Consider the following 13,392-nt stretch of genomic DNA (forward strand, 5'->3'; position numbering starts at 1 on the left):
AGAAAACCGGCTTCGGCCGGTTTTTTTATGGCTGAATTTTGTGCATAAAAAACAGGGCGTTTCCCAATGGGAAACGCCCTGTTTCTGTTTTGCTGATCAAATCAGGCCGATGCCTTTTTCTTGGCCGCCGCTTTCGGCTTGGCTTTGGTTTTCGCTTTTGCCTTGGCTTTCGGTTTAGCCTTGGCCGGCGCATCAATCTGCCAGTTGCCGTTGTTGTAGAACGCCTTCCAGCCGGTCGCTTTACCGCTGTCGTCTTCGGTCATGACGTACTGTTCTTGCGTCTTACGGCTGTAACGGATCACCGCCGGTCGGCCGTCGTCGTCTTCAACCGGAGCATCCAGCAAGAAGTGATACTTCTCCGGGATTTCCGCTTTGTGCGGCACCAGCTCTTTCACTTGCGGCGGACGGGTTTCGCGATTTTTCGGGAACTGACTCGCCGCCAGGAACAAACCGGACGCGCCGTCACGCAGTACGTAGGTGTCGTCCACTTTCTGGCACTGCAATTCCGGCATCGGCACTGGGTCCATTTTCGGTGGCGCGGCTTCGCCGTTGCGCAACAGTTTGCGGGTGTTCTTGCAGTCTTCGTTAGTGCAACCGAAGTATTTGCCGAAACGACCGCTCTTCAGTTGCATTTCACTGCCACACTTGTCGCATTCCAGCGTCGGGCCGTCGTAGCCTTTGATCTTGAATTGGCCGTGTTCGACTTTAAAACCGGAACAATCCGGGTTGTTGCCACAGATGTGCAATTTGCGGTGTTCGTCGATCAGGTACGAATCCATCGCCGTACCGCAAATATCGCAGCGTTCTTTGTGGCGCAGCGCCTGCGCTTCGGCTTCATCGTCGTCATCATCGACCGATAAGGCTTCTTCGCCCGGAATCAGATTCAACGTGCCTTTGCAGCGTTCTTTCGGTGGCAGGTTGTAACCTGAGCAACCCAGAAACACGCCGGTGGTGCCGTTGCGCACCATCATCGGCCGGCCGCAGCGTGGGCATTCGATGTCGGTCAGCGTCGGCTCATTGGCACGCATGCCGCCGTCATCCGATTCCGCCTGTTCCAACTGGCGCGTGAAATCCTTGTAGAACGTATTCAGCACTTCCTTCCAGGTGCGCTCGCCGGTGGCGATCTCATCCAGATATTCTTCCAGCCTCGCCGTGAACTGATATTGCAGCAGATCGGTGAACGATTCGGTCAGTCGGTCGGTCACAATGTCGCCAATTTTTTCCGCGTAGAAACGTCGGTTTTGCAGGCGCACATAACCGCGATCCTGAATCGTGGAGATGATCGAGGCGTAAGTAGACGGCCGACCAATACCCTGTTTTTCCAACTCTTTCACCAACGACGCTTCGGTGTAACGCGCCGGCGGCTTGGTGAAATGTTGCTTGGGTTCGAGTTGTTTCAGCGCCAGCTTGTCGTTGACGTTCAGGTCCGGCAACTCGGTGGCGTCGTCGCCTTTGGCCGGCTGCGCCATGACGCGGGTGTAGCCGTCGAAGACAACCACACGACCGCGCGCTTTCAATTCGTAATCGCCGGTTTTAACCGTGAGCACGGTGCTTTTGTATTTCGCCGGCACCATCTGACAGGCGACAAAGCGTTGCCAGATCAATTCATAAAGCCGCTGAGCATCGCGCTCCATATCGCTCAAATCGGCACTGCGGCGCTCCACATACGACGGACGAATGGCCTCGTGCGCTTCCTGGGCGCCTTCACGGCTGCCATACACTGCCGGGTTTTCTGGCAGGTAATTGTCGCCGTATTGCTGGCCAATAAAATCACGCACCGACGCAACCGCTTCAGCGCTGAGGTTGGTCGAATCGGTTCGCATGTAGGTGATGTGGCCGGCTTCGTACAGGCGCTGCGCCATGGTCATGGTTTTCTTGACGCTGTAACCCAGGCGCGTGCTGGCGGCCTGTTGCAACGTCGAGGTAATGAAGGGCGCAGCCGGGCGCGATTGCGTCGGCTTGTCTTCGCGGTCGCTGATGGACAGCGGCAAATCACGCAGGCGTTCAACGTGCGCCTGGCTCTGCGCTTCATTCACCGGGCGGTATTTTTCGCCCTGATATTGAGTTACTTCAAAACGGATTTGCGCGCCCGCTGTGCTCTGCGTTTGAGCATGCAAATCCCAAAATTCTTCGGGAGTGAAGGCGCGAATTTCGCGTTCACGCTCGACAATCAACCGCACCGCAACCGATTGCACCCGACCGGCACTCAAGCCACGCGCGACCTTCGCCCACAGCAGCGGCGACACCATATAACCGACGACGCGATCGAGAAAACGACGCGCCTGCTGCGCATTAACGCGGTTCAAATCCAGATCGCCCGGCTGCTCAAACGCACCCTGAATGGCTTTTTTAGTGATTTCGTTGAACACCACGCGGCGGTATTTTTCCGGCGCCTGACCAATGCTCTCCTGCAAATGCCAGGCAATGGCCTCCCCTTCGCGGTCCAAATCCGTTGCGAGGTAAATGGTGTCGGCCGATTTGGCTAAGCGGCGTAACTCGTCCACCACCTTTTCTTTGCCCGGCAGCACTTCGTAGTGGGCTTCCCAGTCTTTATCCGGGTTGATGCCCATGCGCGCGATCAGCTGCTCCCTGGCCTTGCGCTGCTTATGGCGAGCCTTCTGCTCCGGCGACATCTTGCGTGTCTCGGCCGCCTGACGGGCGCGCGCCTTGGCATCCACCGGCTTGGATTGACCGCTGGTGGGCAGGTCACGAATATGGCCCACCGAGGACTTAACGATGAAATCGTTGCCCAGATAGCGGTTGATGGTCTTGGCTTTGGCCGGTGACTCGACAATGACCAGTGATTTACCCATGCGTTCTGTATCCGCCTATTGCTTCCTTTTATATAGTTAGCTCACGACCCGCTGGAGACGCAAGAGGCGCAGACGTATATACGCTTGGCCCGGCAAGGTCAAGTTTTGTCAAATGCGGCCGCTCTTTGGTTTACCGGTTCGATTGGACCCGACGGAGATACACACACAGTGTCTTTTTTCGCCATTATCGCCATCATTTTCCTGATCGCTCTGATGTTCGGCGGGGTCTATGTCAGCCGTATGGCGCATCAGAAGGAAGTCGAGCAAGAAGAGCTGCGCGAAGCGTTGCGGGTGCGCAAATCGCGCCAGAATAAGGTTGAAGAGTTATTCGACACCCTGATGTCGTACGACCGTAACCCGGAACTGTTGTTGCACCTGCAGGCGATGCTGGTGGATGACTCACAAGGGCTGCTTGAACTGTCACCCACCGATAACAACATGCAAGAACGCCTGCAGTATTACCAGGATCTGGAACGCACCATCGATGCACTCGGCGACAAAGCCAACCAGCCCCAAACGCCCACTTCAGACCGCGAAATTCACCTCATCAAACGGCATTTCGGTCGCACGGCCAAATTACTCAACCGCCGCGTTACCGAAGGTGCGTTAAGTGACGGCGAGGCGGAAGTTCATATCGAGCGGTTGCGTCGCCGTACGCTGGAATTGGAAGCGGAAGCTTACCAATATCAGGCCGTGCAGGCGCGCGACGGTGGCGATCTGGCTATGGCAGCGGCTTACTATAAACACGCCAAAGACATGCTGATCAATTCCGATATTCACTACCCGGAAAAGACCGAACACATTCGCAAATTGTCGCGATTGATTGCAGGCCTTTATACGTCGGAATTCGACGAAGCGGATAAGGCATCGGCCAAGGCCGACCAATCGTCCGCGAGCAAAGGCTGAAGCCATTTGAAGCGAGGCACCATCTGCCCATCCACTTCGACACTGGATGCAAAACTGTCCAGCGGCCGCACCCAAAGATCAAAGTCGCCGTACAGGCATTGATAGACCACCAGCGGCTGTTCGGTTTCACTGTGACGGCTCAAACCAATCACCCGATATCGCCCGCCTTTGAAATGCTGATAAATTCCCGGCTTCACACTTGGCATCTTTATTAATCTCACGCGATATAAAAAAACAGCCGCGCTTGCGTCGGCAAGGCGGCTGTCACCCGATCACTGTAGCGCTCAGGGTTCGGTCAAACAACTGTGTCGAAAGTCGTCATTCAGATCCAACGGAAGCACCAGCGTACTGAAATCCAGATCATTGGACGCCGTGCACAAGGCAGTCCAAGAGCCATCGCTGTTGTCATCATCGAGGTCTTCATCTTCTTCTGGATATTCCGCATTCAGCACGGGTTTGTCGGCATCAATAAAAGGCACCAGCATGTTGCATTCGTCGTACTGGAAGCATTGTTCATTAACGGAAAAATCGTAGTAATCGACCAGATCTTCAACCTGATCCAGATCGTTTTTTAAACCCACCGACAAGTTTCGCTTGTGCGCTTCGTTGGCAATAAAACGGTTGTATGCCAGTTGATCACGAGCGGTGAATTTAAAGCCCGGATTGTTCAGATAGCCGTCCATATTATCGGGTTCCACACCGTCGCATTCTTTGTCGGCGGCCAGGTCCAGCCGCGCTTTCATAATGCGGTGAACGTTGGTGGAACGAATGTCTAACCAGCGTTCGTCTTCCCAACCGTCCAGGGTTTTGCCCAGTTCATTGCCGGCAAATTCGTCTTCGTCGTCGCGCCAGTTTTCGTACGATCCGGCGGAGAAATAACAGATCACGAAGCGGTTGTCGTCGTGCAGTTCGTCGATGGTTTCCTGATCGGTATCGAACAAATCGACATCGTATATTTCAACGTTGTAACTCGTATTCAGTGTTGCGCCATCGTTAACCAGCAACTGCCATTGCCAGGTGACTTCAACCTCCGGCTTATACCAGGTGCCATCGGTAATAGGATCGACCTCCACGGGCAACGGCATGGTGCGATTCATCACCGATGAACCGGACACCTGACAACCCGCCAGCGACATCAATATAACAAGGCACAAGAACCCAACTGCTCTCATGGGTTATCTCTCTCTGGTTTATAACGGAAACAACAGTGCCGCAGAAAGCGGCACAGGTTGGCAAGTCTAGCCGAAGAACGCGATTGGAAAAGTGAAACAGTGCAACGCTTTGTTATGGAACAACGCCGAAAAATTGGCGGCGATTAACTCACCGCCATCGCCGCCCGCTCCTCGTCTCTCAACGTCAGGACTTCATAGCCGGTTTCCGTTACCGCTACGGTGTGCTCCCATTGTGCGGACAGTTTTTTGTCCGCCGTAACCACCGTCCAGCCATCGGGTTTGGTGCGAATTTTGGCTTTGCCCTGGTTGATCATCGGCTCAATGGTGAATGTCATACCCGGCACCAGAATCTCCCCGGTGCCGGGGCGACCGTAATGCAGAACTTGCGGAGCTTCGTGCATTTCCGTACCGATGCCATGACCGCAGTATTCACGTACGACGGAATATCCCTGGGCTTCAGCATGGCGCTGAATGGCGTGTCCGATGTCGCCGAGTGTCGTGCCGGGCCGCACCAATTCAATACCGCGCCACATCGCCTGATAAGTCTGATCGACCAGGCGCCTGGCCGGTGCGGATACCTCGCCGATCAGATACATCTTGCTGGAATCGGCGATGTAGCCGTTCTTTTCCAGGGTGATATCGAGGTTAACGATGTCGCCGTTTTTCAGAAATTGCGTCGCCGACGGCACGCCGTGACAGACCACCCGATTGATCGACGAATTCAGTACATAGGCATAACCGTACTGACCTTTGCTCGCCGGCCGGGCCTGCAATTCATCGACAATATAACGCTCAACCCAGTCGTTGATTTGCATGGTAGATACGCCAGCAACAACCTTGGTATCCAGATATGCAAAGACGGCCGCCAACAGACGGCCAGACTCGCGCATCTGCGCCAGTTGCTGATGCGACTTAATGCTCACGTTGCTCAAGACTGAACTTCTCCAGATCGACCGCGGCCCGATTCATCTGCTCACGAATGATTTCGCTGAACGTCAATTGAGGATTGGCTTCCGCCAACATGCCGATCTTCAACCAAAACTCCGCTTGAGCGTTGATCGACCGAACCATGGTTGCACTGGCTTTGCGCACTTCGTCGTGCAGTTCGTCGCTGATTTTTACGATACCCATTGGAACCTCGAATATACGATTTATATATAAACTATATATTCCGTTCCCGGCATCAGCAAGCCTCCAGGCGATTGGATGTTATGCCCCGGCCTCCGACCAGCGCTTCAGTTTTGGCAACTTACGCACGAACAACCAGGCCAGCAGTGCCGGGAAACCCTGCTCTTTCATGCGGGCGATACAGAACTGTTGCATCTCCTCAACGGTAAAAGTCGGTTGCGTAAACGCACCGTCTTGATAGCAATAATGGCAATAGAGCGCGCTCTTTCGGCCATCGACTTCGGTGCCCGCCAAGTCAGGCTTCCCTTTCATTGGCATCCCACAGCTCTGACACTGATTCTTCATCCTGTTCTCCTGATATCCCGTCTATTCCGGAAATAACCTTACGCTCGGGGTGTCGCAGCGCACATATTTTTTTGTGCCAATTTGAAAAATCCACTCAACGCCCAACCTCAAATAGTTCCTGTACTAATAAAGGGACGCGTTATGATTGTTTTATCGGTTATTTATCTCCTATTTGGACTGATTTTGCTGGGCGGGGGTGCCTGGCTCATTATCCTGAGCGGTAGCTGGTTTTACGCTTTAGCAGGCCTGACGCTGCTGATTACCGCCGCGGCCATTCCTAGACGCCGCCGTTGGGCGCAATGGTTATACGCTGTTTTTCTGGTGGCAACAGCCGTCTGGGCTTTGCTGGAATCGGGTTTTTCCTGGTGGCCGCTGGCTACCCGCCTGGGTTTGTTCTTATTGCTCGCCATTCCGCTGCTGTGGCCGCCGCGAACGCAACCTTCCGGAGCCGTTGTACTGATCCCCGTCTGGGCATTGATTGGCGCTGGTTTGCTAGCCAGCCTGGCCGTAGATACCACACGCATTGACGGGCAAATCGCCAACGTCAACGGAGCGACGAATACCAGTCTGAACGACACCGCCGATGGAAGCTGGCACGCCTATGGCCGCAATAATTTCGGGCAACGGTATTCCCCACTGAACCAGATCAACGCTGACAACGTGGCCAACCTCAAACAAGCCTGGCAATACCAGACCGGCGACGTGAAAGGCCCACAAGATGTGACCGAAACCACCTACGAAGCCACGCCACTGAAAATCGGAACCAGCTTGTTTCTGTGCACACCGCACAACTGGTTAATTGCGTTGAATGCCGACAACGGCGAAGAACAATGGGTCTATGACGCCGAAGTACCGCCGCAAAGCCAACGCCAACACCAGACCTGTCGAGGGGTTTCCTATTTGCCACCGGCAAACGGCAACGCCGATGCCATTCAGGTTCAAACCGCCACTGAACCGGCACAAAACCTGGACAGCATTCAGTGCGATGCGCAGTTGTTTCTGCCGACTTCCGATGCACGCCTGATCGCCATCGACCCTGAGACCGGCGCCCGCTGCGCCAACTTTGCTGAAGACGGCGTGCTCGATCTGATGCACAACATGCCGTTTCAACAGGATGGTTATTACTACTCAACCTCGCCGGCCACCGTCGCAGACGGAAAGGTCATCGTCGCCGGCGCGGTCAACGACAACTACGACATCCAGTCGCCGTCCGGTGTGATTCGTGCGTACGACGCCAAAACGGGGGAGTTGGTCTGGAACTGGGACCCGGCAAACCCGGAAGACACAGCGCCGATTGCCAGCGGAGAAACCTACTCCACGAGTTCGCCCAACTCCTGGTCTGTTGCCAGCGCCGACGAAGATTTGGGGCTGATCTACTTTCCCATGGGCAATCGCACGCCAGACCAACTGGGCATGTACCGGACTGAAAACGAAGAGAAATACGCTTCCTCGGTCGTGGCACTCAGCCTGGAGACCGGCCAGGTTGCCTGGGTACAGCAGTTTGTCCATCACGACCTGTGGGATATGGACACACCCGCGCAACCAGTATTGCTGGACCTGAACACCGATTCCGGACAACAACCGGCCCTCGTAGTGCCGACCAAGCAAGGCGACGTCTATGTTCTGAATCGCGCCACCGGCGAGCCAATCATCCCGATAACCGAACAGCCAGCACCCCAGGGTTCGATTGAGGGTGACCACACCGCCGCTACTCAACCTATTTCCGGATTAACCTTTCGCCCACCGACAATGCGCGAAGCCGATATGTGGGGAGCCAGCGTCATTGATCAGATGATCTGCCGCATTCAGTTTCGTTCGCTGAAATACGACGGCCAGTACACCGCTCCGTCGGAACAAGGCACCTTAGTGTATCCGGGTAACTTCGGTGTATTTAACTGGGGCAGCATCGCGGTCGATCCGAACAAAGGTGTGATGTTCGGCATGCCACTCTACCTGGCATTCACCTCCACCCTGGTACCCAAAGACGGCCAGGATCTGGGAAAAACCAACCAAGGTGAAGCGGGTTTGAACGAGAACGGTGGCGCACCCTACGCCGTGAACATGAAACCCTTCCTGTCGCCGCTGGGCGTGCCTTGCCAGCAACCGCCCTGGGGGTATGTCGCCAGTGCCAATCTGAACACCGGCGAAGTCGTCTATCGCCACAAAAACGGCACTATCTACGACATGACACCGTTGCCATTGCCCATCGAAATGGGCGTACCCGGCATAGGTGGTCCGATTGTTACCGCGGGCAACGTAGCCTTCCTGGCGGCGACCGTCGACGACTATCTACGCGCTTACGACCTGAGCACCGGCGAACAACTCTGGCAAGCACGACTGCCAGCCGGCGGCCAAGCCACACCCATGACTTATCTGAACAGCCAGGGTGAGCAGATGGTGGTTCTAGTGGCCGGCGGGCATGGCTCGGTAGGCACAACACCCGGTGATTATGTGTTGGCTTATAAGCTGCCTTGATAAATAACTTAATAAATAAAAAGCTAGCGTTGCTCTGAACGCGCTTTAAAAATATCGCCTCCGCAACGGAGGCGATATTTACAGATCCAAGCGAATGTCTTCGCCATCTAAGATCGTCAGCAGTTCTCGGTAACCGTCCATTTCCATCAGTAACGACACCTTCTCAGCGGGCGTGATATCCGCCCAATGCCGGTCCTCCAAGGCGCCGACCATGGCGTAAAGCAGATTCAAACTGGGGTTGAAATCGGTTTCCTGTTTTAACTTTAAATAGGCACGAACTGGCCCAAGGCGTTCCAGGTCGGCGCGATCATGAATATCGATTGCAGCCAGCATAACTGCCGATTTAGGCCCCAGGCCCCGCAATTGTGTCAGCAACATAAACCTACCTATTTGAGTCGTTCTAACCGGCCTTTACGACGCACTATATTTTTATAATCCCACTGTATTTCCCGCGCTTTGGCGATCCAGCGGGCCATGTCATCAGTGTTGATTTGCACTGAGTCGGTATAGCGTACTTCGGCGGCTTTGAACTTACCTTCGGGTGTCAGTCCGGGTTCATCAAAGGTCTGACCGCTCCAGAACAACAGGCGCACACCGCCTTTCAACTTGCTGTAACCAACAATAGGATTGCCGTCCAGAAACCACACCGGGTGGCCATGCCAAACCTTGGATTCAGCTTCGGGCAAATACTCTTCAATCAGTGCGGCAAGACGATCACAGCAAGCGCGATCCGTCGTCGGCTGAGACTTATGATATTGCAATATATCCGGCGTCATTGCTGTTTCCTCCTGCCATCAAACCCGATTAAAAGGTTTGAAATCACTGAGTTCGAAAGTGGTTTCATTGTGCAGAAAATCGTCTATTTCACTGAGACGAATAAAGGAACGCTGCAGATAATTTTTCTCAACGCCATCTTGCTCGACGGTAATCAACAACTTTTGCATCGCACCTTCAAGATATAGGTAGCCTTTAAATTGAAGGGTCTGACCATTTTCTTCCTGCGTCCAAGCTGCTCTATACCCCTGCTCGGGAATTTCACCTTCCGCAAGATCTTTCAACGCCTCCAATTCAAGCTGGGACAATTCGCCGTAACGGCCCAGTGGTTCCTCCTGATTGCCGGACCGGATGATTTCATACCGGGTGCCGCATTCAGAACATACATACAGCCTGTACTCTCTGTAATCTTCCTGATGACCACAATTTGGACACCAGACATCGGCGTTTCGAATTCTTTTGATTTCGATGACCCGCCTAATGCTCGGTGCCTGAAGATGGAACACCCGTCGTAACAACAGCCCCAATCCTACGCCGCCCAGCAGTCCACCGATGTGGGCGGAGAACGCCGTTCCACCGGAGTGCTTTATCGTTAAAGCAAAAAAGACCAGTTGGCAGGCTAACCAAGCCAGGATGGCCCCCCGAGCGGAAAGGTGCGCGATCAATATCCATCGATGGCGAGTCGGGAAATAGAGGTCGGTATGAGCATGTGGGTAGAACACCAGATACAGACCCATCACGCCGGATATGGCACCGGAAGCACCGACCAATGGCACAGTTGAAAAACCTCGTAACAGCCAGTAGGTGCCGGTTGCCAACAAGCCCAGTAGCAAATAACAGCCAAGGTAACGAACCGGCCCCAACGTGTCTTCAACGTTATCGCCGTACATCCAGAGGAAAAACATATTGCCTAAGATATGAACTAAATTGGCGTGCAGAAACATCGAGGTGAACGCCGTTTTCCATTCCGGTTGCGCGGCAATAAAACTGTATTGATTGAATACTGCGGCCGTATCGACAGGGATATGTGATAACCCAAATACGACAAGGTTTGTTGCCAACAGCAGATAGGTAACCCAGGGAATTGAGTTAACCGGGTTATCTTTTTCAACGGGAATTAGCATAGGTGACCTGCCTGCAACAACTCGCCAATTTTAACCCACGAACGGCCTACTTTTTTCAGTATTGGTCCGCGTTGTTCTAGTGGTATGAAATTCAATGCCATTAATCAATGTGACCAACACAAAACTTAACAGCATCAATAAATACCACGAACTGAGTTTAGACAACGACACCATTTGCCAGTGTGACGACTGGTTGGGGTAGATCCAGATATTGGCATAGGTTGCCAGGTTTTCTGCGATCCAGATAAATAACGCCACCAGGAACCAACCCAGCAACAGCGGCATGCGACGATGGGTATGGATGATTTTGTAATAAATAGTCGTGCGCAAAAACAAACCGGCAGTAACCAACAATAACAACCAACGCAAATCCCACCAGAAATGATGCGTGAAAAAATTCAGATAAATCACGGTCACTAACATCAGTGTATGGATTTTGGCAGGGTAACGGGAGAACCGGAATTCAAATATCCGCCATATTCGCGCGATGTAACTGCCAACGGCGCTGTACATAAAACCGGTAAAAAGCGGAACATTGCCGATATGAAAAATCGCGTCTTCAGGATAGCTCCAGGAGCCAATGGCGTCGGAAGTTTTAAACACTTCCATGACCGTCGCAACCAAATGAAACACCAGAATAATCAGCGACTCCCTCAAACTTTCCAGACGCGTCGCCAATAACACCAGCTGCGCGGCGATGGCTGAGAGAAAAATGAAATCGTAACGATGCAGGCTGTCCAACGGGTACCAGTAGTGCGTCACCAACATAACGGCCAGAAGAAAGCCGCCAAACATACAGGCGTAGGCCTGTTTCAGTCCGAATATCCAAAATTCAACCAACCACCGATACCCGGCCATTCAATCCGTTCCTTCTGCTCTTTTTGAGAAAAACACCGGCTTTGGCTACCGCCAGCCAATCGTCTCGAACACCATCACCAACGTCTGCTGGTCGTGATAGACAATCTGCTCCAACGGTTTGAATCCCATGCGCGCATAGAGCCCACCATCCAATTGTTGTGTCTGTAGATAGAGCTTTTGAATACCGGCGTCGCGGGCGTTGTTTAAAGCGGCGGTCACCAGTGCATTCGCAACGCCCTGGTTCCGATAAGCCGGGGCGACATAAACACCGCCCAGCCAATGTTCGTAGTTGGGATAGACCGACATTTCATGAAACTTCAGTTCAGCTGCGCCAACCAGAACATCACCTTCCAGGGCCAATAATGTCATCGGCGGCCCCAAACGACTGGTTTTAGATGACACGTCCGACAGCACCCGATCAAAACCTTGCGGATCGGTCTTGCTGACCCAGTGATCGAAATACCAGGTCGCAACCTGCTTGGCGTACTGAGGTTTGTCCGCCAATAACGCAATTTGAAGCATCCACACCCATCCCAAAAATAAATTTCAGAACGGCTAGTAATACCAAAAAAAACGCCGGCATAAAGCCGGCGTTTTTCTCAAATCGAACCTGGTGCAAATTCAGACGCGTTCAATCACCGTGCTGATGCCCTGCCCCAAGCCAATACACATGGTCGCCAGACCAAACTGACCGTTGTTCTGTTCCATAACGTTCAGCAAGGTACCGGTGATACGTGCGCCGGAGCAGCCGAACGGATGGCCCAGTGCAATGGCGCCACCGTGCAGGTTGACTTTGTCGTCCATCTTGTCGAGCAGTTTCAGATCCTTCAGCACTGGCAGCGCCTGGGCGGCGAAGGCTTCGTTCAACTCAACATAGTCGATGTCGTCGATGCTCATGCCCAGTTTCTTGAGTAGTTTCTTGCTCGCCGGTACCGGGCCGTAACCCATGATCGACGGATCGACACCGGCCAGCGCCATGCCTCGCACCACAGCGCGCGGTTTTAAGCCCAGCGCTTTGGCACGGCCGTAGCTCATCACCAGCATGGCGGAAGCACCATCGGTGATCTGGCTGGAGGTGCCGGCGGTGACGGTGCCGTTTTTCGGATCGAACGCCGGTCGCAGTTGGCTCAGACCTTCCACCGTTGTGTCCGGACGAATGGTTTCATCGTGGATCATGCGGTACGGATTGCCTTCAGCATCGTGGCCCTGGCGGGCAATGATTTCGTTGTCGAACTGGCCGGCTACGGTCGCAGCGTGAGCACGCATGTGCGAGCGGTAACCGAACTCGTCCTGCGCTTCACGGCTGATGCCGTGCATCTTGGACAGCAATTCAGCGGTCAGCCCCATCATGCCGGATGCTTTAGCCGCTTTGTGCGACAGCGTCGGGTTCGGATCCACGCCGTGCATCATGTCGACGTGGCCCATGTGCTCAACGCCACCGATGACGAAGATGTCGCCGTAGCCGGACTGGATATTGGCGGTGGCAATGTGCAGTGCACTCATCGAAGAACCACACAGACGGCTGACGGTTTGTGCCGTAACCGTGTGCGGAATGTCGGTCAGCAACTGCATCATGCGGGCGATGTTCCAGCCCTGCTCTTTGGTCTGGTTCACACAGCCCCAGATGATGTCGTCAATCTCGGCCGGGTCCAGCGCTTCGTTACGCGCCAGCAGGCCATTGACCAGATCGGCGCTGAGGTTTTCGGCACGGGTAAAGCGGTAGCTGCCACCCTTACTGCGGCCCATCGGTGTGCGGCCGAAATCGATGATGACGGCGTCGTTATCGCGAATACTCAT

The 13,392-nt window shown here is 54.0% G+C and carries 14 protein-coding genes; 2 read left to right on the plus strand and 12 right to left on the minus strand.

The window, feature by feature from the left end; translation table 11 throughout:
- Positions 1–101 precede the first annotated feature (101 nt).
- Positions 102–2,813: a type I DNA topoisomerase gene (topA, locus tag DW349_RS09265; protein ID WP_108125349.1), complete on the minus strand. Its 2,712-nt coding sequence runs from the start codon at positions 2,811–2,813 to the stop codon at positions 102–104.
- A 168-nt stretch (positions 2,814–2,981) separates the two neighbouring features.
- Between topA and DW349_RS09270 the strand changes: the two genes are divergently transcribed.
- A complete protein-coding gene (locus DW349_RS09270) occupies positions 2,982–3,719 on the plus strand; it encodes a hypothetical protein (protein WP_108125350.1) in 738 nt (245 codons plus the stop codon).
- Here the strand turns inward: DW349_RS09270 and DW349_RS09275 are convergent.
- The 5 genes from DW349_RS09275 to DW349_RS09295 all read right to left on the minus strand — a co-directional run bounded on the left by DW349_RS09275 (position 3,647) and on the right by DW349_RS09295 (position 6,364).
- The gene (locus tag DW349_RS09275; RefSeq protein ID WP_108125351.1) at positions 3,647–3,925 is read right to left on the minus strand and encodes a DUF1653 domain-containing protein; all 279 of its coding nucleotides are present in this window, start codon (positions 3,923–3,925) and stop codon (positions 3,647–3,649) included. The genes DW349_RS09270 and DW349_RS09275 overlap by 73 nt on opposite strands.
- 78 nt (positions 3,926–4,003) lie before the next feature.
- The gene (locus DW349_RS09280) at positions 4,004–4,804 is read right to left on the minus strand and encodes an endo alpha-1,4 polygalactosaminidase (RefSeq protein ID WP_232819310.1); all 801 of its coding nucleotides are present in this window, start codon (positions 4,802–4,804) and stop codon (positions 4,004–4,006) included.
- A 230-nt stretch (positions 4,805–5,034) separates the two neighbouring features.
- Positions 5,035–5,781, minus strand: coding sequence for a type I methionyl aminopeptidase (gene map / locus DW349_RS09285; RefSeq protein ID WP_420820709.1), 747 nt, complete (start codon positions 5,779–5,781; stop codon positions 5,035–5,037).
- Between the two features lie 22 nt (positions 5,782–5,803).
- Positions 5,804–6,022 carry a ParD-like family protein gene (locus DW349_RS09290; protein ID WP_108125354.1) on the minus strand — a complete coding sequence of 73 codons (219 nt, stop codon included), beginning with the start codon at positions 6,020–6,022 and terminating at the stop codon, positions 5,804–5,806.
- A gap of 78 nt (positions 6,023–6,100) precedes the next feature.
- Positions 6,101–6,364: a zinc ribbon domain-containing protein gene (locus DW349_RS09295; protein ID WP_108125355.1), complete on the minus strand. Its 264-nt coding sequence runs from the start codon at positions 6,362–6,364 to the stop codon at positions 6,101–6,103.
- A 141-nt stretch (positions 6,365–6,505) separates the two neighbouring features.
- Between DW349_RS09295 and DW349_RS09300 the strand changes: the two genes are divergently transcribed.
- Positions 6,506–8,839, plus strand: coding sequence for a glucose/quinate/shikimate family membrane-bound PQQ-dependent dehydrogenase (locus DW349_RS09300; RefSeq protein ID WP_108125356.1), 2,334 nt, complete (start codon positions 6,506–6,508; stop codon positions 8,837–8,839).
- Positions 8,840–8,917: 78 nt separating this feature from the next.
- Here the strand turns inward: DW349_RS09300 and DW349_RS09305 are convergent, their stop codons facing one another.
- The 6 genes from DW349_RS09305 to fadA form a co-directional block, all read right to left on the minus strand.
- Positions 8,918–9,217: a TfoX/Sxy family protein gene (locus DW349_RS09305; protein WP_108125357.1), complete on the minus strand. Its 300-nt coding sequence runs from the start codon at positions 9,215–9,217 to the stop codon at positions 8,918–8,920.
- An 8-nt stretch (positions 9,218–9,225) separates the two neighbouring features.
- Positions 9,226–9,615, minus strand: a complete 390-nt coding sequence (locus DW349_RS09310) for a DUF1801 domain-containing protein (RefSeq protein WP_108125358.1) — start codon at positions 9,613–9,615, stop codon at positions 9,226–9,228.
- A gap of 18 nt (positions 9,616–9,633) precedes the next feature.
- Positions 9,634–10,737, minus strand: coding sequence for a rhomboid family intramembrane serine protease (locus DW349_RS09315; RefSeq protein WP_108125359.1), 1,104 nt, complete (start codon positions 10,735–10,737; stop codon positions 9,634–9,636).
- Between the two features lie 30 nt (positions 10,738–10,767).
- Positions 10,768–11,595, minus strand: coding sequence for a DUF817 domain-containing protein (locus DW349_RS09320; RefSeq protein WP_108125360.1), 828 nt, complete (start codon positions 11,593–11,595; stop codon positions 10,768–10,770).
- A gap of 45 nt (positions 11,596–11,640) precedes the next feature.
- Complete coding sequence (locus DW349_RS09325; RefSeq protein ID WP_108125361.1) at positions 11,641–12,117, minus strand: GNAT family N-acetyltransferase; 477 nt, start codon at positions 12,115–12,117, stop codon at positions 11,641–11,643.
- Positions 12,118–12,216: 99 nt separating this feature from the next.
- The gene (gene fadA / locus DW349_RS09330) at positions 12,217–13,392 is read right to left on the minus strand and encodes an acetyl-CoA C-acyltransferase FadA (RefSeq protein WP_108125362.1); all 1,176 of its coding nucleotides are present in this window, start codon (positions 13,390–13,392) and stop codon (positions 12,217–12,219) included.

Source organism: Saccharospirillum mangrovi, from assembly GCF_003367315.1.
GTDB classification, from domain to species: domain Bacteria; phylum Pseudomonadota; class Gammaproteobacteria; order Pseudomonadales; family Natronospirillaceae; genus Saccharospirillum; species Saccharospirillum mangrovi.